We start from the raw sequence: 21,096 nt of genomic DNA, 5'->3' as shown, positions 1-21,096 counted from the left end.
CCATTTGTTTCTTCCACTCTACCCTATATTATCACAGAATCACGTCCAGATTTCCATCAATCCGCAAGCATACAAGTTCTGACAGAACGATGTCATCCTCCAGCCTTCCCCATTACGTCAAAAAAAGACCGAAAATCGTCATCACGACGCTCCTCGGTCTTTCCTTTTTTTTAAAACTTTATATGCGATTGCACTCTAGACGCGCTCGAACCGGAACATTTCGCTCAGATAGTCTCCTGATGTGCTGCCTACCGAAATACCGCCATACATGAGGGCATCGCCGGTAAAGGTCTCCGAGCCGCCTTTCAGACGGTAATCCGCATTAGGGTCCAATCCTTTCAGCTTCAGGCGCTGAAGTGGCGCATTGGGCTCAGAGAGCACACGGAAGTAGAATACAACAGCTTCGCTTCCGTCCGGTGCAATAAACATCCACGCCGTCTCATTGCCTTCAAACGGACTGAGCAAACGGCGGAATGTTCCATATTGAACCGTTCCACGAATCTCCTTGTACAGCTCAATCTGGGCTTTCACGATGTCGTTCTCTTCCTCCGTGAATTTTGTCAGGTCCAGCTCATACCCGAAGTTGCCCGACATCGCAACATGTCCCCGAATCTCAAGAGAAGTGATCCGGTTGACCTGATGATTCGGTACCGCTGAGATATGCGATCCCATCGAACTTACCGGGTATACAAGACTCGTACCGTATTGAATCCGCAGGCGGGATATAGCATCCGTGTTATCACTTGTCCACGTCTGTGGCATGTAATACAGCATACCTGGATCGAAGCGGCCACCACCACCTGAACAACTCTCGAACAGAATGTTCGGGAACGCCGAAGTGATTCGTTCCATAACATCATACAGTCCGAGCATGTAACGATGCGCGGTCTCACGCTGTCTATCTGCCGGAAGCAATGCAGAACCCACTTCCGTCATATTCCGGTTCATGTCCCATTTCACATAAGTGATTGGTGCAGAACCAAGTACGTCTGTTAACATGCGCACAATCTCATCACGTACATCCTGACGAGAGAAGTCGAGTACCAGTTGCTGACGTCCTTCTGTGCGGCGACGATCAGGCACATGCAGACACCAGTCCGGATGCGCTCGGTACAGCTCACTGTCTGGTGAGATCATCTCAGGCTCAAACCACAATCCGAACTGCATATCCAGACCTGTTACGCGGTTAGCCAGATCATCCAATCCCTGTGGCAATTTGTTCTTATCTACAATCCAGTCGCCCAGCGAGGAGTTGTCGCTGTCCCGATGTCCAAACCAGCCATCATCCAAGACAAACAACTCAATACCCAGCTTCTGTCCGGCGCGAGCGATCTGCTCAATCTTGTCTGCATTGAATCCAAAGTAGGTTGCTTCCCAGTTATTGACCAGAACCGGACGTTCCGCATTGCGGAATTTTCCGCGTGCCAGACGCTCCCGATACAATTCGTGGTAGGACTGTGACATGCCGTCCAAACCTGCAGCCGAGTACACCATAACCGTCTCAGGTGTCTGGAACGCTTCTTGTGGCTCCAGCTTCCAGCTGAACTCGAACGGATTGATTCCGAGTGACACACGGGTGGTGTGGAACTGATCCACTTCAGCCTGTGCGGTGAAGCTGCCACTATAGACGAGACTGAATCCGTAAACTTCACCTTGGTCTTCATCCGTGCCTGGTGTCATCAGCGCAATAAATGGATTCTGCTGGTGACTGCTTGAACCGCGACGGCTCTCAATCCCTTGCAGGCCTGACGCAAGCGGTCTGCGAACGATATCACGTTCCCGTGTCCATGCACCTGACAACTGCAACAATTCATAATCCGCGTGCGGGAAATCAACAGAAGAACTGAGCGCACGCGCCACATTCACTGAGGTAGCGCTCTCATTAACGATACGCATGGAGCGTGTAATCGCATTAAATGCCGTAAAGGCTGTATAGGAAAGCTCGATTTTGATACCCGCAACGCGGTCTTCCAACTCAATAACCAGCGTCTCTGCTTCTTCATCGGATTCAACATACGTTGCTGGCAAACCAGTAAGCGCTGTCTTTCCTTTGACCAATCGATGGCCTGTATACGTAAACTCCGAAACCGTTGAGCCATTCTCAAGTTCCAATTGGATTGCCGGATTACGGAAATCACTTGTGCCATACACGGGTAGTTCCACTGCCAATGTATCAAATGAAATCGTACGGTCCTCTGGTACCGGGTTCGGACTGAAAGATGCTCGTTCTGTACGAACATGCAACCAGCTCAGATCGGTGTCGCGTAATTTTTTGCCATAATACAAATGCACCAAATATCCTGAAGGCAGTACCTGAAATACGTAACTGGCCTCGCGGGTCTGTAAATGAAATTGAAGTTTCTCCTGATTGATGTAAATGCTCATATGTCTCCTCCACCTCTATATATAGGTCTTTCGGTAAACGGTTTCTCAGGTTTCATTATAGCGAAAAGATCGCCAATGTTCTACGCTTTCATCAAGCTTTAATCAAAAGAGCGCATAACAGCCCGAAGGTTGTCATACGCTCTTTTGGTTACAGTCTGAATTCAGTGTGTTCCCTTACAGGAACATCCATTGCCAACGGACGGCAGGGCAGCGTACAAGACGCTGGTTGCTGCCTTAAAAATCGATTAAACCAAGGCTGATCTGTAAGGCTTCGTTGACCAATTTCATGGTCTCCTCGTCCAGATGGGTAATCTTGTCAGTCAGCCTCTGTTTATCAATCGTCCGTATTTGTTCGAGCAAAATAACCGAGTCCCGGTCAAAGCCGTGTGCCGCCGCATCAATTTCAACATGCGTTGGCAGCTTTGCCTTCTGGATTTGGGCGGTGATAGCCGCCACAATACAAGTTGGACTGAACCGGTTGCCGATATCATTCTGGATCACCAGAACCGGCCTGACTCCACCTTGCTCGGAACCGACAACGGGAGAAAGATCCGCAAAAAAAACGTCACCACGTTTTACGATCAATGTCTACACCCCGCTAACTAAGCGGTCCAGAGTGCTGTCCGCATCTTCCTCCGCATGAAAGGCTTCGGATGCCATGGTCAGATTAATTTTTGCCATCTCCATGTACCCTCGCTGCATCGTTTCACGGATGTAACGTTTCTTACGCTCCGTTAAATACAGCTTCATAGCCTGCCTAATCAATTCGCTGCGGTTGGAATTCTCCAGCGCTACGATGCCATCCACTTCCTGCAAAAGATAATCAGGTAAACTGATCATGATCCGCTTGGTGTTCTGCAAGTTGGCCACCTTTCTTCCACCCCCACAAACCTTTCGCCATTGTGAACCAGTATTACTTTTTCCCAGAACTTTTATACAAAGGAATATATATGCCCCGAGTATATCAAGTATGCTGTACTCCATTATAAACACGGGGAACAATATTCGTACAGACCAAACATCTCAATTCAGGAATTAAACCCTTACTGTCATACATAATTCGAGATGCTCCGACAGTTTTCCTTCTGTTCTGAAAAAAAGTTTATTGGGAATGACGTCCAGTTTACCTGTCAGGATGTCAAAAGTGGATTGATTCTGGCGACTACTGCTCCCCCGCGGGTATATACCCGCGGAATGCGGTGCGCCATCATGCAGATCACTTCATAAGCAATCGTACCGAGCTGAGATGCCACCTCGTCTGCGGTTATTACGCCACCAGACTGATGACCGATGAGGACAACCTCTTCGCCGACTTGAATTTCTTCCGCCTCTTCCGCGAAAGATTGTAACGACACCATACACTGATCCATGCAGATTGTACCGACGACAGGGACGCGGCGTCCGCGTACAAGCACTTCTGCTTTACCTGTCAGCATTCTGGAGAATCCGTCTGCATATCCGATCGGCAGGGTCGCTATTCGTTCGTAACCTTGCGTAAAATAACGGGTTCCGTAACTGATCCCCCAATGGGGTGGCAGTGTTTTGATCAGAACCGCTTTTGTCTTCAGCGTCAATACCGGGGACAGCTTCACCACCTGATGATTCACCTCAGCCGAAGGATACAGTCCGTACAGGCTTATTCCCACACGTACCATGTCATAGGACAATTCCGGTGTATCAATGGCAGCGGCGCTGTTCGCCGTATGTATAATCGGGATGGAACATCCCTGATCCCTGAGCGCATGAACTACGCTTTGGAACCGTCTATACTGCTCCAGTGTATAGGTTTTGTCTTCTTCATCTGCTCTGGCAAAATGGGTAAACATACCTTCCAGCATCACCTGATTGAGCGAAGCTACTTCCTGAATGAAAGCCAATGCCTCATCGCCAGGCAACAGACCTAATCGGCCCATGCCGCTGTCGATTTTAATATGAACCTTCAGTTGGTTAGCGAATGTGCTCGCATCCAGATGTCGAATGGCGTCAAGCACTTCCCTGCTGAACAGTGTGACGGTCACATCATGTTGCCATGCAACAGCGATCCCTTCAGGCGGCGTATATCCCAGTACCAGGATTGGAATCGTAATCCCATGTTGTCGCAGTTCCAGAGCTTCGTCAAGAAAAGCCACACTTAAGTAATCCACACCCACTCGTTCCAGTTCCCTAGCCGTCTCCACCGCTCCATGTCCATAGGCATTGGCCTTCACACAGGCGAGGAATTTCATGCCCTGAGGCAATGCCTCGCGGAAAGCTTCTACGTTAGTACACAAATGATCCAAATTGATCTCCGCTTGGGTCGGCCGATATTGTCCTTGCACGTTAAGTCACCTTCTCTAATCATCTTAATCCGGCTCACGTCAGACTCCATCGTAATGCTCCAGCATGTGACTGTCAAATGAACCGAAGTTTCGCATCCAAAAACAGATGTAAGGTGCGCCTTTTGAAGAACAAATGCGAACACAGAAGAAGACCGATAAGCGAGATTAGCAGGGCAAAATCCCACTTTTCACCCAAGCAAAATCTGCTTATATCGATTATTTACCCGGTTCCCTCTGCGTAGAAGCGCATTTTGCTTTATTGAGTGTATCGGGTAAGAAAAACAGCGCTAAATGAATACCTTTCTTACATCAAAGCAAAGCACCGGAGAACAGGTCTCCGATGCTTCTTAGCATTCCTTATGTTTATGCTACTATTCGTTCATTTGTTCAAAAATCATTTGCCTGACTCTTCCTGCATCGATGTTGCAATGCGTACCATTTCGTTCTGAGGCAGGTCGGCACTGGTGATCCGATATTCTATGCCATCTGTCATCCATGTCAGAGTCTTCAATGCATCTCCGCTGATCATCCCCAGTGTGAATCCAAGATCTACTACACTGGATGGAGCAAGTGATACAGCTCGATCCTGTGGTCTGGCTTCGAATATCGTGTAATTATATGTTCCTTCATAACGAAGCATAACCGAATAGTCTCCCGCTTCTTCCAGAATCTGATCGTCCTTGAGCTGCACGCCTTCCGGCGCATAGGTCGGCTGAATCACGCCGAAGCTGTCTGCCTCTTCCGGTTCTGCAAGTGTCGGCTCTTCGCCTTCCTGACCTGTCGCAGCACCTTCTGTACCTTGCTGCTCTGTGTCACCACCTACACCCGACTGTCCATCAGTAACGGCTCCATCAGGTTCAGGCGCAGTCTGAGGATTGGCAGGTTCTTTACCGCCCTCACCTGTTTGCTCCGCAGGAGTTACACCAGAATCCGTTCCTGTTTGGCCGCCCTCTTTTGTAGCTGCTGTCATGTTACGTTGCATGTCAAAGGCGTCTTTCTCAAATGCAGCACCAAATTTGAAGGAATCAAACTTCACATCCACGACCACATTGGCATTGGAGTCGGATACCTCAACCTGTTTCGGTGCGTAATCACTTTTGTTCAGCCAGATCTTCTGTCTGACGAGTGCATGTGTATTATAATTGGCAGCTACATCAAAAACATAGCTCTCCTTCTCATCCGCAAACTGACGGGTTGTATCCCCCGTAATGCTCCGAATCAATGTTTCATAGAGATATACCTGTCCTTGATTATCTGGCCAATTGCTCTGAAAACGGAAGCTTTTGTTCTGGCTCGGTGTCAAAACAAACACGCCTTCATCGTTACGCAGTACAATCTGTGTTACATCCTTTTTTGCATTCGTTAACGCAATACGATAATAGGAAGGCTTCTGATGCCATACCTCGACCTTGTACTGCTGCGGCGTATCTCCGGTATGCAGCGTCATCACGCCTGCCCCCTGGTAACTTTCCATCTCTCCTACGACTTCGTTCAGATCTTTGACCACAGCTGCCGCATCCTTCTTCCCGCAGGCGGCAAGTAAGGCCGATAAGACCAATACCATGGCAAGCATCCATGATATTCGGCGCATGACATCATCCCCTTTAGCACATGTTTTCACTTCAGGATTGTGCTTGCAGCAGAACCCCTACTTGATTAGTACATGTTATGAGGGACTTGTTCGATATATGCGGACTAGTTTGACAAGCAATCGGTGAAGTCCGTTAATACGGCATTGCTACGCAAAATCAGTCTCAGGGAGGATGTTAACTTTATCCAGAAAAGGCATAGTGAATTGTAGGAGATTATTCTTTTTATTGAATATTAGGAGGAAAAGGTATGACGACAACAAAGCTTCGCACATCACTGGAAGGACTGGATGAATTCATCGACGAGCAGCTTCAATTATGGAATGGTGTCGGCACAGCGGTGGCGGTGGTCCATAAGGATGAAGTCGTCTGGCAAAAAGGCTACGGTTATCGTGACCTGGAGTCCAAACTTGAAGTTACCCCTAATACGTTGTTTGCCATCGGTTCAAGTACCAAAGCCTTTACCGCAGCAACTGCTGCTCTGCTTGTGGATCAGGGGATACTGGACTGGGATACTCCTGTGAAGTCGTATATGAAAGACTTCCAGATGTTTGATCCGGTCGCAACAGAACGTATAACTATTCGCGACATGCTGTGTCATCGTTCGGGTCTTCCAAGGCATGAGTTGGTATGGTACAACTCCCCGCGTACAAGAGAAGAACTTGTTCGAACATTACAGTATCTGGAGCCAAATCAGGATTTCCGAAACAAATGGCAGTATCAGAACCTGATGTACATGACGGCAGGTTATCTGGTTGGACAGCTCAATGAAACTTCGTGGGAGCAGATGGTTCAGAAGACTCTATTTAATCCGCTGGGTATGAACTCAAGTCTGTTCTCTGTTGAAAAAATGCAACTTCAGCCTGACTATGCTTACCCTTATATGGAGAAGGATGGTCAGAATACGAGAATACCTTTTCGAGCCATTGATGCCATAGGACCTGCTGGTTCCATTAACAGCAATCTAATCGATATGATTGCATGGCTTCAATTCCAGTTGCATCAAGGTCAATGGGAAGGAACGTCATTGATATCTAAGGAACAGATGAAGATTATGCATAGTCCTCAGATGCCCAGTGATTCGCCGTTTATAAGCCAAGAACTGCCTATGAGTACATATGGTCTGGGTTGGATGATTGAGCCTTATCGTGGACATGCCATGATTCATCATGGTGGGGCTATTGATGGCTTTGCATCACAAGTTGCCTTTTTGCCAGAGGAGCAGATTGGAATCGTGGTTCTGAGTAATACCAACGGAAGTATAATTCCCTATACGGTTGCTTTTCATATCATGGACCGACTGCTTGGATTAGAGCCCGTCAATTGGAGTTTCAAATTGAGAAAATTAATGGGGAAAGAATCAACAGAAACGGAGGCTAATCCGGAGAATCCTCTGGAAGTGCCTATTCAAGCAGACACTGCCGTTGAGGAAAATATTGAAGAACCTCACATCATACCTTGTGATCGCCCTTACACCGCTTATGCGGGTATTTACACGCATCCTGGTTATGGCGAGATGTCGATTCAAGAGACAACGGACGGGTTGCAAGCAACCTTTAACGCCATTGAAATGCCCATGGAATACACCGGGAAAGATACGTTTTCCGTCGAATTTGTGTTATTCGGTCTGAAGATCACGTATACGTTTACCCTCAATGAATCTTCAGAAGTTGCTCAATCCATCTCCATTCCTTTGTTGCTTGAACCGGGTACAAAGCCTATTGAATTCATCAGGGTTTCGTAAATGATCTGAAACTATATAAATTGAACTAATGAATATATTTACACTGGTCACTCCGATGACAGAACAACCTTCTGATCGCTGTTATCCCCAGATTTTTTTGATTTCTTTTCATAAAGTGAAAATCCGGGGATAAAGGCGAACGCTCTGCTTCCTCAGGTTATTTCTGTCCTCTCCGTTTTGTATAAATGTTTAGTTCAATTTATATAGAAAACGCCTGATTCATTTCCGTTGTGGCAGCTAATCCTACCACAACGGAATATACACCGGATAACTCGTATCCTCTTCAGCGGCCCCAGGGCTTCTCTTCACCCACAATCTGCGCAGATCAGGCAGACCATACCCCGCAAGACGATAATCTCTCAGCGAATCATGATGGGCGTGTTCTTCCTTGAAGCTGTATGTGGGCAGAAGCAATGCCTCCTGAATCAGTCGATCTTCTAGCCGAATCAATCTATTCAACCGCTCCGCAGCTTCCTGGATCATGACCACTCGTCCACATTCCTGTTCCAGTTCATGTCTCCAGTAATCATTCATCGCAATCAGGAATAACGTGTTCTGGAAGGTGTACATCGTCACGAGACTCAGCACGACATTATCATTGAAGATTTCTCCTGTATAGATCAGATCACAATCCCCAAACCCATCTTGATAGACTGCATGGACCGGATCTCCCGGCATAATGTTGATATGTAGGCCAATCTGTTTACATCTCTCTGCAAACCAGACCATATCCATCTCCATCTTCTCGCCTTCTTCCACCCACAGACTTATACTCTGCCCTTGGTAAGAGCTATGACGCAATAATGCTGAGGCCCGCGCCAGTGAGGTCTCCACGGAAAGGTCAGGAACAGGTGTGACCGAACCATCCGGTTGTTCCGATTGCTGTTTCCCTGGCTCCCCTTGATCTGAACCCACCTTTAAAGGTTGCTGTACTCGTCCTCGAATCAGACTATAGGCAGCCTGCGTGTTCGTGCTTCCGAGCGCTTGCGACAACTCCTGCGCATTCAATAGCTGTTGAACAGCCCGGCGAAAATTCACATCATGCTGCGGCCCTTCCTTTTGCATATTAAACGTCATATACATGCCACCCTGCATCTCATGCTGCACGGCACGAGGCTCCGCATCCGGAAATATATTATGCTTGATGACGGACTCCACCCTCCCAGAATGGGGAAGTTGCCATATTTCAACGCGGTCAATATAGGCTCGGCCTCGGAAGTAGGAAGGGAATACTTCCAACACAAGCAGCTTGGAATCATGACGCGTCAACCGATAAGGTCCTGTTCCAATCGGATGGAGCGGATTCATCTCCACATCTCTCGGCAAGATCGATGCAGACATACTACTCATCAGATCCGGGAACATGAAGTTAGGCTTGTTTAACACAAAACGTACAGTCAATTCGTCCAACGTCTCTATGCGCTCAATAGATCCAAACAGAGGCCTGCACGGGTTACTCTTGTCAGAGATGATGCGATCAAAGGTAAACTTCACGTCCTCTGCATCCAGTATCCTTCCATGATGAAAAGGTATGCCTTTGTGCAGATAAAAGGTCCATTCCCTTCCGTCCTCATGACTCTCCCATGCTATAGCCAGACTCGGCTCACATACTTGGCGTTCAGCATTATAACGAACTAAACGATCAAAGACTTCTGCAATGATGAAAACTTCTCCCCACATCCCCGTCTGTGTTGGGTCGAGAGTCTTAAAAGGTGTATTCTGCGGAATCCGCAATGTATCCACTCGTCCTCTGTCCCCTCCATTCGAACGCAGACCGAATTGATGCTGCATTTGCTGCATCAGATGTTCTCTCATCGTAATTGGCAAGGTGGTGGCCAGTTCATAGGCGCCCTCCATCCTGTTCCCATCCAGGAGATGGTCAAACCGTTCACACGCCACTTCAAGCAACGGGACACAAAATACCAGCATCGATTTTTTGCCTCTTCCGCGTTGCGGGTTCCACCTGACCCATCCGTTCTCCTTGAATTTGTTCATAATGAGGTTCATATTGCGCATGGTACAACATAATAGATCGGCAAGTTCACCTACCGTTGTAAGTACTTCTTGTTCATCATGTACATGTGGAAAGTTTAATCGCAGTTGAATGTAATGTTCTGATACGTCCATATATACCCTACCTTCTGCTAAAATACGAAATCCATCCGGATGCTTCTACAGTTTTTCTTCAGGTTTTCCTCCATTATACTCAGTAACATCAACATGACCAGCGGGAAGGAAGAAAAACGACTTATGAAATACGCCGATTTGCACCCGAACATCAGGATACGTATCATTACTGATTTTTTCACCGATCTGACCCAAAAGTCCATCATTCCATTCATGGCGATCTATCTGAGTATTCAGATTGGCGCAGGTTTGGCGGGGTTATTGCTGACGGTCAATATTGTGGCTTCCATGATTGTCGGATTGTGGGCAGGATATTGGTCTGATCGAATTGGACGGAAGAAGTTAATGGTGATTGCACAAAGTCTCCAAGTCATGGCTCTACTCGGCTTGGCCATCGCCAATTCGCCGTGGATGGATTCAATCATCGTCACTTGCCTCATGTTTCTGCTCAGCAGTCTCAGTTCAGGGATCACCGTGCCGATTGCTAATGCTATGATTGTCGACGTGAGCAGTGAACATGAACGTCATTATGTATATGGGTTGCAATATTGGACAACAAACGTTGCTGTAACTTTTGGTGCACTGATGGGCGGGCTATTTTTCGAATCATTTCGTTTCCTATTGTTCAGTCTGGTATGCCTTGAAAGCCTAGCCACCCTGTTTATTTTGATCTTTATGATTCGTGAAACAATGGATAAACGTGCATTAGATTATGGTGAGGCTCCCATCCAGAAGAACATATTGAAAACGTACGGGGCGGTCTTTCAGGACAAACGTTTCATGATATTTTTCACGGCCACTGTACTTGCAGTCTCCCTGGAATTTCAATTGGATAAATACATCGCTGTTCGTCTAAAAAATGAATTCACCGCCCAACTGCTCGGCTCAGATATCTCAGGTCTGCATATGTTCAGCCTGATCATGGTCATCAACACCGTAATGATTGCCTTGGTTGCCATTCCATTCACCAGATGGATAGGTCGCTTCCAGTCCCGATCTATTATGACTGTTGGTATGCTCCTCTACACCGCAGGTTTCACCGTACTTGCTTTCAGCAACTGGGCCTGGTTACTCATCTCATCCGCTATATTGCTAACCATTGGAGAGTTGATGTATGCCCCTGTTCGTCAGGTCATGCTCGCGGGTATGATTCCAGATTCGGACCGTGCTGCCTATATGGCTGCTGACGGGTTGAGTTACAACGCTGCTGCCCTTCTCGGCAGTCTCGGGTTAACCATTGGAGCCTTTCTGCCCTCCTATGCGATGGCTGGTCTGTATATCCTGATGGGGCTTGGAGCGCTCATCTTTTTCCGAATGTTACTTCGGAAGGCAGAGGAACAGAATCAACATCTGCCGTGTGCAGATGCATCTTGATTTCACTTTTCTGGCAACTTTTCGGACAACAAAATAATCATCCTAGGGAGCCCAACTGGCTCTCTTTTTCATGTCCATGATCAACGTTTAGAAGTAAATTATCTTTAACATTTTGTATATTATAGTTTACATTTAGTCAAATATCATGTACATTAGGTTCATGGAGGTGAGCAAGTGGAAGAATTACACAATCACGTTCGGGAGTTACGAGCCAGAGACCGGCTATCCCAAGCAGAACTGGCCAAACTCATTGGTGCATCCCGTCAAACCATTGCCCTGATTGAGCGTGGAGATTACTCTCCGTCGGTCGTTCTGGCACTAAAAATAGCACATGTATTTCGTGAACCTGTCGAAAAAATCTTTGAACTGAAAGGTGGAGATTAAAATGAAAAATTCATCATCCTCGTCCATTAAAAAGCGGTTGCGTCTTCCCTTGTATGCAGCCGGTGGCGCTGTAGTTGGTTTTCTCGGCGCTAGCGGAGTCAGTAAACTCCCTTCTGACTTGAACTGGACGCTGTCCGTGTATTATGACTATGATCTTTTATTCGCAATCCTGGCGGCTCTTGTGGTAGTTATGACGGTGTGGAACATCTTCAGTCTCTCCCGCACGCCATCTGTCCCTCCCATGGAAGATGATGCTTATGGAGATTCCGATTCACTCATCTCACCCGCAGAGCGCTCCCTCGGAAAAGCGATGATCCTCAGCGGATTCAGCGTTATTCTTACGTTTACCTGGGCAGCACTTGCCTTGTCCTTGTATGCATCCAACCGAACCATGCCGAATTCTCCAGAACTGTTCAACCTCTTGAATTTTGTTGCTTCGTGTATCTCTATTATCATCGTCGTGGTCGTGCAAACTCTGACTGTGAAGCGATACAACCGTTATTATCCTGAACGCACTCTGGATCTGAACTCGCGCAATATGAAGAAAGATCATTTTGAGAAGCTGGATGAAGGCGAGAAATGGATTGTCTATCGCGCAGCCTATCGTTCTTTTCAGATGATGAATGTACTTCTTGGTGTTGGAATGGTCTCTATGGTTCTATATTCGATGCTCTTTACCTTTGCTCCATTCCCGATTGTAATGCTCTCTGTGATCTGGATTGCCAACATCGGAATCTATTATCGTGAAACCTATCGTGCGAGTAATCAGTAATACATGGTTAGGTAACTATTTTGTAAATATTTTCATAAAGGAGTGTTTGCATGCATTTATCCAAACGAAAGACTCGTTTCAGGTTCACCTCCCTAACAGGAGCTTTTATGGCAGTGGTTCTGTCTCTCAGTCTGTGGGTACCCGCAGTTCAGGCGGAGACCGCAACTCCAGTAGCTGCTGAACAAGGAAAGACGAAAGCGCTGACAACCGAATCAGCTACAGCATTTCTGGATTCATTCTTCGATTCACCTGAGGCAAAAGCCCATTATGTGGGAGCCTCCGTTGTTGTTGTGAAGGATGGCAAAGTTCTGGCGGAAAAAGGATATGGCTTCTCCGATGTGGAGAGTAAAACAGCGATCGATCCCAAAAATACCGCTTTCCGTGTAGCCTCTGTCTCCAAAACATTCACGTCAGCAGCTGTAATGCAGCTGGTAGAGCAAGGCAAGGTTGATCTGCAAGCTGACTTTCAGACCTATGTGAAAGGGCTCGAATTTGATAATCCTTTTGACAAACCTGTAACTGTGGAGAACCTGCTCACACACACGACCGGATTCGAGATCCGTGATCCGCAACAGGAAGACATCCATACTGATTTTGATAAGTACATAGCGATGGAGGATTACGCACAGCAACACATGCCTCCTGTCGTTCGCGAGCCTGGTAGCGCCTATATGTACGATAATTTCTCGTTTTTGCTGCTTGGTATGATTGTTGAAAATGTAAGCGGCGAACCCTTTGAATCCTATATGCAACAACATATCTTCAAACCGCTAGGAATGGATAACAGCAGTTTCATGCTGGACAAAAAGTTCCAAAAGCAGCTGGCCACAGGCTATGATGCGGCACACAATCCGCTTGATCTGTACACCATCTCTCCAACACCAATGCCTCAAGGTGGCATGTTGTCTACCGCTGAGGACATCGGGAAGTTCATGATTGCATTCCTGAATGATGGCGTGAAGGACAACAAACGAATTTTCAAGGAATCCACAGTGAAAAGCATGGAACAGTACCGTTCTTCCATTCATCCACTGTTACCAAACACCACGTATGGATTCGAAGCTGCATTCCAGCTTCCCGGAGCAGGAAGTAGTCCAAGTATCATTACAAAAGGAGGCGACCTGACCGGATTCAGCTCTTATCTCTTCCTTATTCCCGAGCAAAATACAGGCGTTTTCCTGACATATAATCAAAATGGAGCACTTCGTAATCTGTTCTACCCTGCATTCATTCAGAGCTTCTTCCCACAATATGCAGAGCCTGTACAGTTCAAGGATTACACGCCGCAATCCGCAGCTGAGCTGCAACGCTTCACCGGATTGTACGCCGATCTTCGACTTAGCACGATTGTAAGTTCCCTGAAAGGTGGCGGGGATAAGCCAGGACAACTGAGCATTAACGATGTATTCCTAGGTCAACGCAACCTGATTCAGGTGGAAGATAATCTCTTCAAAGATGAATTGACTGGTCAATTCACAGCATTCAAAGAATATGCAGATGGCACCACATACATGAAAGAACCTTACCTCAACCCTATGGGTTATGAGAAAAAAGGTCAAAAGCCTATGGGCTTCCAGGATGTTCGTGAGAACAGTCCTTATGCTGAAGCCATCTACGCCATACAATCTCTTGGATATTATGAGAATGATGGCAACAAGTCTTTCCAACCAAAAACAGGTGTAACACGAGCTGAATTTATTGAGAACACCCTTAAACTGAGTGGATTGAAGCCCAGCAAAACTACGCCTCCTGCTGACACCGACTGGGCAGACCATACAGCGGCCGGATATATTCAACTCGGATATGAGTTGGGTATGATTACTGGCACGGACGAACAGCAGTTTAAGCCGGATCAAGTGATTATCCGACAGGAAGCAATGGTCATGATGTGGAGAATTATGCAACTGCAATATCCTAGCGAACTGTTCAATGATGTGAAACTTGCGGGGCACACAGATGCATGGGCTGTACCAGCCATTCAGATGATGGCGAAGCTTGGTATCCATGGACCCGAGGTGAAGGTAATGGAGGATGGTTCTGTTGATTTCCTTTCCCGCAAACCTCTGATTCGTCAGGAAGAGGCTGCGATCATGTATGCGCTGCTTACCCAACCAACAGATCAAATCGTCGCTGAACTGATGGCTGCTCAGCAGCCGCAAGCAGAACCTGCTGAAGAAGCCGAAGCTCCAGCGGAGGCATCTGAAACTGCACCGGTTCCAGTACCAGCGCCGGTCCCTTCTGTGACTTCAGCACAATAAAAATAAAATATCTTCATACCGATTAGATTGATCATGCTTATAATGCAAGAAAAAACAGGCTTGTTCAGAAGGATACGATCCTTCTTGAACAAGCCTGTTTCGTTACTTTTCATAACTTATTATAGCGATCTGTTACTCAGTTATATCCGTCTCTATTCGATCAACGAAGATACATGGAGGTTCCCGTTGCGCTGATCAAACTTGGCTGCAGCGGTCTGAGCATGCTCCGCAAAGTAATCGGCCAGCTTGAGCAGGTCGCCCGGGTCACCTTCATACGGGAAGGATGCTGGCAGACGCAATCGGTATTCTGGAGAGTCTTCCACCCAGCGGCGAAGCAACGATGCTGCTCTGGCATAAAACAACATTTTGGCGTAAGGATCTTCATGATCAGCAGCAAACACCAGTGTTTCCTCCAGCACATCAATGCCTTTTGCCGGATTTGTACGTGTGAGATAATCCATCTGCTCCGCAAAACTCTGCACAAAATCGTTCTGGCCTTTAATCAGGCGATATCCTTTGGTCTGATGTTTATCTGCTTCCGCAGTCCGTCCCAGTCGATATAGCGGCATCAAAATTTCAGACAAAGTCAGATGCGGAATCTCTGCACAGCTCATACGCCCTTTCAGGATAGGCTGTGCCGCCTCCAACACCTTCTCATCGTCTCCTTTTAACAAGAAATATCGCATAATCTCATCCTGCTCACAGGCTTCGCAGTCACTCATAAAGTCACGATCCATCGTTCTGAATCGATCATAACTACGTCCCGCTTCCTCCAGCTCCCCAAAATCCATAAAGATCCGGAACCGATAATACCAGTAGGAGCGTTCGCTGTAACCGTAGGACTTGAAACGTCGTCCGAAATCCTCCAACAGCTCTAGGATCTTCTCGCGTGATATTTCCGGGAAGTCGGGCATCTTGCCCAATATCCATTTGTACGACCACATTAACGTTTCTTCATCATATTCTTCGGGCTGTTGGTCGAACTTGCCCAGCTGCCAGGAAAAAGCAATCAGTGCTTTCATCGGATAACCACAGAATGTTGCTGTCTCCACAATCTCCGATCTTGCTTCATATGCCTCTTCCTCCATGCCGTTCACATCGGCGACTCTTGCTGCTTCCTCCAGCATACCAAGTTTCGCCGGACCATTGGGCAAACCATAGGCTTCGTCCATCAGTTCTTCAAAATCCATCTCTGTCTTCATCAGGCATCCCCCTTACGATCTGTATTGGCACGCAAACCCCAATCAATAAAACGAACAATGCCCTGATTTAACACTTCAAGCTCCTGCTTGCTCATGGCATAATGCCCCATCATCAGTGCATTGACGTATAACATTTCGATGGCAATCGGTGTCATCTGGTCATCCGGTGATGTCAGTACCCGCTGAATGATCGGATTACTCACGTTCAAATACAAAGTTGAGTACCCTGCTGAACTCATGCCAGAAGACAATGAACCCAGAACAGACGAGAACAATTCCGTGCTCTCCTCGCTTGCTTTTTCAAGCGCACGAAGTGTTGAGGATTCCTGAGACAGCGTGAACAACACCGGCAGATCCGAAGGTTTAAAACCTTTCACCTCAGCCCGACAACGGAAGCGCTGTAAGGCAGAATCGGCCAGTCGCAACGCATCATAATACTGATTACGCTCAGCGGGTGGCACATCGGTGAAACTCATCGAGACCTGATCCGGCTGTAACCGCTCTGTGTGTACGTTGTGCACGGTCATCGGCAGTGTCGCCATCAACTCGCTGTCATAGATGTAACCACCATTAATCACCAGCATCGATTGTGCGGATGCCACATGATGAATCTGACGGTACTCATCAACAGAGGACGTGAAATACAATGTCTCTCCTTCATCAATTAACTCACCCAGTTCACGGTGACCCCTCGTACTCTCAAATGGCAACCAGCGATGAATCATCGCGTAGAATGCTTGATCCTGCACAGCCAATGCCTTCATGGACAGAGCATGCAGACGAATCAGCTTCTGTAGCCGTTCCGTCTGGCTCTCAGCCATGTCGGCCAGTCCCTTGCGAAGTGTATCTCCGAGCTCGGAGCGAACTTCCTCCAGCTTCTCATTTTCATAGAAATGTTCCCGTGATGCCGTCGGTTGAAGCTCATCTGTCCAGATCAGACATTTCACGAAGAAAGCCCACTCTGGCAAAATGTTCTCAGCCTTCTCCGAAATCAGCATTCGCTTCAGGTAAACCCGGTGAGAACGCTTGGCATTCAGATTAACCGCGTGTGGCAGTACAAAAGCAATACCTCCGGTACGGCCTGAAGCTGTCGTCAACGGAATGAAGTCTTGGAACTGCTCGCCAAGCAGACGTTCACCAAATGCCAATACCTCTGATCTGCGTGAACGTGCGAGTGCAGGGTCCATCAGCCAGATCGGGGTCTCGCTATTCACCACATGTTGCACGCCGTCATGATACAGCGTGACCGGATACGGCAATAATGCTCCGTAATAGAACAGAGCTTCTTTCACATAATCCGGTTCAAAGTAGTGCGCCGCGTCCGGTGTGCAACGCAGATATACTTTGGTCCCCGGGGACAGCTGTGTGTCCAATTGTCGAATCGTATAGGTGCCATCCGGCTTGCCCCGCCATTCCATCGAAGGGCCGCCCTTCGCGGATTGCGTCAGCATGACAATTTCGTGACTCACCATGAAACAGGATAACAACCCAATCCCGAAACGCCCGATAAACGAAGTCTCTCCATCCAGCAGCGCTTGTTGCCCCCTCTTCGAGGATTGTCCAATCATCGCTAGGAATTCATGGATGTCAGCTTCGGTCAAGCCGATTCCGTTGTCCTCCACCATCATGGTCAATTGCTCACCTGTTCCCGTCAGTTCAACACGAACTTCACCCTGATACCCTGGCTCCGCCTCCGTTCGTGCGGTAATCGCATCCGTCGCATTCTGCATCAGTTCGCGCAAGAACACTTTAGGACTGCTATATAGATGGTTGGATAAAATCTGGATCATCCCGCTCAGGTTCACTTGAAAACGATATTCATTGGATGCTGTCATGACTCACTCACCTTCCTCTACGTCCAAACACAATATGTACCCATACGATGTATTCATATGGATGTGTTAGACGAATTCATTATGTAATCGTTAGAAACAGACGTTCCCCGTGACAGGCACGCCAAAACATCACGTCAAGCCGGCCCTGGATAACCAAGACCGGCGTTATATGCATATTTCAGGCATTCATGAGACGTAAGGCCTTATCTTCCATTACCACGTTATGAATAGCAATGAAACGGATGTTCTACCCTAAAATAAGGATACATGTTACAAGGCAGAGTGAAAACAAACCTGAGACCCGATTTCAGACAGACTTCAGGGTAAATGTGCATCTTACATTCGGGACTATTGAAGGAGGAATAGATCTTTTTTGTCGTCCATTTGAACGATATCAGCCTACCACACGTATAATCTCCAAACTCAGATCGGACGGTGAATATACATGATCGAAGTACGCAACATATCCAAGCAATTCAAAGTGCATCAAGCACTGCATGATGTCAGTTTTACAGTTAAACAAGGCAGTGTCACCGGGTTGATTGGACCCAACGGTTCGGGCAAAACCACACTGATCCGTATCATGAATGGAGTCTTGGGCGCTTCCGGTGGACAGGTAACCATTAACGGATTGGACACCGCTCGTGAGGCGGAGAAAGTACTGGCCATGTGTGGCACTCTTACCGAGCAAAGTGGATTATATGAAAATATGAGCGGGCGTGACAATCTGACTTTCTTCGCAGATGTTTTTGGCCTGAAGCATGCCAAGAAACGAATCGACGAGCTTGTAACTCTGTTCGAGTTGCAGGATTATCAGCATCGAAAAGTCGGCACCTATAGTACAGGCATGAAGAAACGCTTGGGCCTTGCACGAGTACTCTTGCACCGTCCTTCCATCCTGTTTCTGGATGAGCCCACCAATGGCCTGGATCCGGATGGAATTCAGATGGTGCTACGCATTATCCGTCAGTTAAATAAGGAAGAAAAGATGACAATCCTGGTCTCATCCCATGTGCTGTCCCAACTGTCAGCCGTCTGTGATCATTATATTTTCATGGAAAAGGGGCGCATCGTGGAGGAAGGCACGGAACAGGAGATTGTTAGCCGGTACCTGTCCACTCCGAAACTCGAAGTAGAAGCCGACATACCCGATGGATGGCACACGGCAACCGACTTTACACCTGAAATAATCTCCGCACATCAAGCAGTATTTCAGCTTACATCGCGTGAAGATATTCCATTACTGCTAAGGCAATTAACGGAGCATGGTCAAGTCTATCAGGCCCGCATCACGGGCAGTGATCTGGAAAGTATCTATTTTGCCATAAGGGAGGCACACCACCATGAATAACCGCCAAGCCATACGTGCACTGGTACGTAAAGATATCCGGTCCGTCACAGCCAGCGTTCAGCTCTGGTTGCCCATGTTGATCGTTCCACTGATTATCGGAATCATTATGCCCTCTGCTCTCCTGTGGGCGGCCTCCAGAATGGAACTTCGTTCTCTGGGCAACATCAGCTTTCTGCTCGAATCATTGGATGCGTTAACCCATGGTGGACAGATTCCTCAGCTTGCTTCCATGCCTACAGATAATCATCGTATTGTCTATTACTTGGCCATGTATATGTTCGCTCCCTTGTTTCTCATCATTCCGGTAATGGCCTCCAGTATTCTGACGGCCAATAGTTTCGCTGGTGAGAAGGAACGTAAGACGCTGGAAGGATTGTTGTTCACACCGATCAGCATGGACACTCTTTTTAAAGGTAAAGTGCTAGCTGCCCTGATCCCTTCCATTTTATTATCCTGGGTTACTTTCCTGATCTACGGAATCATTGCCAATATTCTGATGTACCCCATGTTTGGAACGTTGATGTTTCCCAATCTGAACTGGATAATACTTGTCGTGTGGGTTGTTCCCGCTTGCAGTCTTATGGTCATTTTATTAAACGTCCTGATCTCGGCCAAGGTCCGTGGGTTCCAGGAAGCCTATCAACTCGGCGGATTAATTGTCCTTCCCCTCATCGCCTTAGTCGCTGGTCAAGCCAGTGGCATGCTGCTGATTGGTCCTTGGATGTTAGTCATGATTGGAGCAGTGCTCCTGCTCATAAGTGTGGTTCTTCTTCGTCTGGTCACGTCGTGGAATAGTCGTCAGCAACTGGCGGAAAGTCAGATCTGAATGATGTGGAGTGTAGCGACGAAAATCAACAAACTACACTGTCGCTCCGCTATACAGATTGAGAAATAAATAAGTGCAGGTTATGATGTGGAGATATATGCTATGGGATGATTTTAGAGAGGAATGGAACAACTGTATGGAATCCAAACTACTTCAAAAATTAAAATATGCTTCACAATTAACGGCACAGGAGAAGCATATTGTGGACTATATCCTAAGCAATCCCGAAGTTGTATTTGATTCTACAGCCCATGAACTGGCTCAGCAGACCTATACAAGCTCATCCACCATTGTTCGCTTATGCAAAAAGCTGGGTACCAAGGGGTACCCAGACTTTCAGTTAAAACTTGCTCTTGAATATCAACAGATACCTTCCGCGTTGCAGACGCAGGATCATGCAATTGCAGAACAAGGCAACGTGCTGGCTGCCATCGACTCAGTTCCTTACCTGTATCAGCAGGCGCTAGATGATACGCGCCGGATGTTAAATGCTCCTGTTTTGCTACGAATCGCGAACTGGGTCAAAGAATCCGGACGTATCGATATCTATGGCAGTGATATGAATTATTATCTGGCTCAGCAGGCTTGTGCCAAGTGGAATGAACTCGGCATATCTGCGATTGCTCATAATAGTCCCAACATGCATTACTTGAACACGATGAATCCCAACAGCCTGACGTTGTCTTTTGTTATCTCGCACACAGGTGAGAATCAATCCATGATTGAAGCCGCTAAAGTGCTCAGCAACAAACAGATGAAAGTCATCGCGGTCACGGGCAACAACCATTCAACCCTGTCCAGACATTGTGATGAAACGCTGCTGGCTTACGGATACAATGAACAGTTAAGACTGTCCAAAATGTCTTCGATGGTCTCGGTACTCTACATTTTCGACATGTTGTACATGGGGAGCATTAGCGATACGTATTAA

16 protein-coding genes are annotated in these 21,096 nt (G+C 47.3%); 8 read left to right on the top strand and 8 right to left on the bottom strand.

Features of this window, described 5'->3' with window-relative positions:
• Positions 1-195 precede the first annotated feature (195 nt).
• From AC1DE7_RS00295 to AC1DE7_RS00275, 5 genes are all read right to left on the bottom strand, one after another.
• Positions 196-2,385, bottom strand: a complete 2,190-nt coding sequence (locus AC1DE7_RS00295; RefSeq protein ID WP_477533519.1) for an alpha-galactosidase — start codon at positions 2,383-2,385, stop codon at positions 196-198.
• A gap of 234 nt (positions 2,386-2,619) precedes the next feature.
• Entirely contained in the window at positions 2,620-2,970 is a 351-nt protein-coding gene (locus AC1DE7_RS00290) for a type II toxin-antitoxin system PemK/MazF family toxin (protein ID WP_024630714.1), read from the bottom strand.
• A gap of 3 nt (positions 2,971-2,973) precedes the next feature.
• Complete coding sequence (locus tag AC1DE7_RS00285) at positions 2,974-3,255, bottom strand: CopG family ribbon-helix-helix protein (RefSeq protein ID WP_017690037.1); 282 nt, start codon at positions 3,253-3,255, stop codon at positions 2,974-2,976.
• Positions 3,256-3,515: 260 nt separating this feature from the next.
• On the bottom strand, positions 3,516-4,703 hold the full coding sequence (alr, locus tag AC1DE7_RS00280) for an alanine racemase (protein WP_477533518.1): 1,188 nt from the start codon (positions 4,701-4,703) through the stop codon (positions 3,516-3,518).
• A 394-nt stretch (positions 4,704-5,097) separates the two neighbouring features.
• Complete coding sequence (locus AC1DE7_RS00275) at positions 5,098-6,294, bottom strand: outer membrane lipoprotein-sorting protein (RefSeq protein WP_477533517.1); 1,197 nt, start codon at positions 6,292-6,294, stop codon at positions 5,098-5,100.
• A 248-nt stretch (positions 6,295-6,542) separates the two neighbouring features.
• Between AC1DE7_RS00275 and AC1DE7_RS00270 the strand changes: the two genes are divergently transcribed.
• Entirely contained in the window at positions 6,543-8,036 is a 1,494-nt protein-coding gene (locus AC1DE7_RS00270) for a serine hydrolase (RefSeq protein WP_076319103.1), read from the top strand.
• Between the two features lie 243 nt (positions 8,037-8,279).
• Here the strand turns inward: AC1DE7_RS00270 and AC1DE7_RS00265 are convergent, their stop codons facing one another.
• Positions 8,280-10,163, bottom strand: a complete 1,884-nt coding sequence (locus AC1DE7_RS00265) for an ABC transporter substrate-binding protein (protein WP_477533516.1) — start codon at positions 10,161-10,163, stop codon at positions 8,280-8,282.
• A 123-nt stretch (positions 10,164-10,286) separates the two neighbouring features.
• Here AC1DE7_RS00265 and AC1DE7_RS00260 point away from each other — a divergent pair, with 123 nt between their 5' ends.
• The 4 genes from AC1DE7_RS00260 (at position 10,287) to AC1DE7_RS00245 (ending at position 14,951) form a co-directional block, all read left to right on the top strand.
• The gene (locus AC1DE7_RS00260) at positions 10,287-11,537 is read left to right on the top strand and encodes an MDR family MFS transporter (RefSeq protein ID WP_477533515.1); all 1,251 of its coding nucleotides are present in this window, start codon (positions 10,287-10,289) and stop codon (positions 11,535-11,537) included.
• 174 nt (positions 11,538-11,711) lie between these two features.
• A complete protein-coding gene (locus tag AC1DE7_RS00255; protein WP_017690042.1) occupies positions 11,712-11,921 on the top strand; it encodes a helix-turn-helix transcriptional regulator in 210 nt (69 codons plus the stop codon).
• Position 11,922: 1 nt separating this feature from the next.
• Positions 11,923-12,693 carry a DUF3169 family protein gene (locus AC1DE7_RS00250; RefSeq protein ID WP_076251515.1) on the top strand — a complete coding sequence of 257 codons (771 nt, stop codon included), beginning with the start codon at positions 11,923-11,925 and terminating at the stop codon, positions 12,691-12,693.
• 50 nt (positions 12,694-12,743) lie between these two features.
• The gene (locus AC1DE7_RS00245; RefSeq protein ID WP_282319073.1) at positions 12,744-14,951 is read left to right on the top strand and encodes a serine hydrolase domain-containing protein; all 2,208 of its coding nucleotides are present in this window, start codon (positions 12,744-12,746) and stop codon (positions 14,949-14,951) included.
• Between the two features lie 152 nt (positions 14,952-15,103).
• On the opposite strand, the gene AC1DE7_RS00240 is transcribed toward AC1DE7_RS00245, so the two are convergent.
• Entirely contained in the window at positions 15,104-16,153 is a 1,050-nt protein-coding gene (locus AC1DE7_RS00240; protein ID WP_076319099.1) for a hypothetical protein, read from the bottom strand.
• Positions 16,153-17,988 carry an HSP90 family protein gene (locus AC1DE7_RS00235; protein WP_282319075.1) on the bottom strand — a complete coding sequence of 612 codons (1,836 nt, stop codon included), beginning with the start codon at positions 17,986-17,988 and terminating at the stop codon, positions 16,153-16,155. The genes AC1DE7_RS00240 and AC1DE7_RS00235 overlap by 1 nt, the downstream gene beginning before the upstream one ends.
• Before the next feature lie 445 nt (positions 17,989-18,433).
• On the opposite strand from AC1DE7_RS00235, the gene AC1DE7_RS00230 reads away from it, so the two are divergent.
• The 3 genes from AC1DE7_RS00230 (at position 18,434) to AC1DE7_RS00220 (ending at position 21,096) form a co-directional block, all read left to right on the top strand.
• Complete coding sequence (locus tag AC1DE7_RS00230) at positions 18,434-19,339, top strand: ABC transporter ATP-binding protein (RefSeq protein WP_338708022.1); 906 nt, start codon at positions 18,434-18,436, stop codon at positions 19,337-19,339.
• Complete coding sequence (locus AC1DE7_RS00225) at positions 19,332-20,165, top strand: ABC transporter permease subunit (RefSeq protein WP_127551326.1); 834 nt, start codon at positions 19,332-19,334, stop codon at positions 20,163-20,165. Before AC1DE7_RS00230 ends, AC1DE7_RS00225 begins: the two co-directional genes overlap by 8 nt.
• Before the next feature lie 136 nt (positions 20,166-20,301).
• Positions 20,302-21,096: a MurR/RpiR family transcriptional regulator gene (locus tag AC1DE7_RS00220; protein WP_253506362.1), complete on the top strand. Its 795-nt coding sequence runs from the start codon at positions 20,302-20,304 to the stop codon at positions 21,094-21,096.

The organism is Paenibacillus sp. 10L310 (assembly GCF_056395745.1).
This window is presented reverse-complemented; position numbering and strand designations above follow the sequence as displayed.

Coding starts and splice junctions, on each gene's coding strand:
- AC1DE7_RS00295 (WP_477533519.1), bottom strand. CDS start 2,385: ATGAGCATTTACATCAATCAGGAGAAACTTCAATTTCATTTACAGACC.
- AC1DE7_RS00275 (WP_477533517.1), bottom strand. CDS start 6,294: ATGCGCCGAATATCATGGATGCTTGCCATGGTATTGGTCTTATCGGCC.
- AC1DE7_RS00270 (WP_076319103.1), top strand. CDS start 6,543: ATGACGACAACAAAGCTTCGCACATCACTGGAAGGACTGGATGAATTC.
- AC1DE7_RS00265 (WP_477533516.1), bottom strand. CDS start 10,163: ATGGACGTATCAGAACATTACATTCAACTGCGATTAAACTTTCCACAT.
- AC1DE7_RS00260 (WP_477533515.1), top strand. CDS start 10,287: ATGAAATACGCCGATTTGCACCCGAACATCAGGATACGTATCATTACT.
- AC1DE7_RS00250 (WP_076251515.1), top strand. CDS start 11,923: ATGAAAAATTCATCATCCTCGTCCATTAAAAAGCGGTTGCGTCTTCCC.
- AC1DE7_RS00245 (WP_282319073.1), top strand. CDS start 12,744: ATGCATTTATCCAAACGAAAGACTCGTTTCAGGTTCACCTCCCTAACA.
- AC1DE7_RS00240 (WP_076319099.1), bottom strand. CDS start 16,153: ATGAAGACAGAGATGGATTTTGAAGAACTGATGGACGAAGCCTATGGT.
- AC1DE7_RS00235 (WP_282319075.1), bottom strand. CDS start 17,988: ATGACAGCATCCAATGAATATCGTTTTCAAGTGAACCTGAGCGGGATG.
- AC1DE7_RS00230 (WP_338708022.1), top strand. CDS start 18,434: ATGATCGAAGTACGCAACATATCCAAGCAATTCAAAGTGCATCAAGCA.
- AC1DE7_RS00225 (WP_127551326.1), top strand. CDS start 19,332: ATGAATAACCGCCAAGCCATACGTGCACTGGTACGTAAAGATATCCGG.
- AC1DE7_RS00220 (WP_253506362.1), top strand. CDS start 20,302: ATGGAATCCAAACTACTTCAAAAATTAAAATATGCTTCACAATTAACG.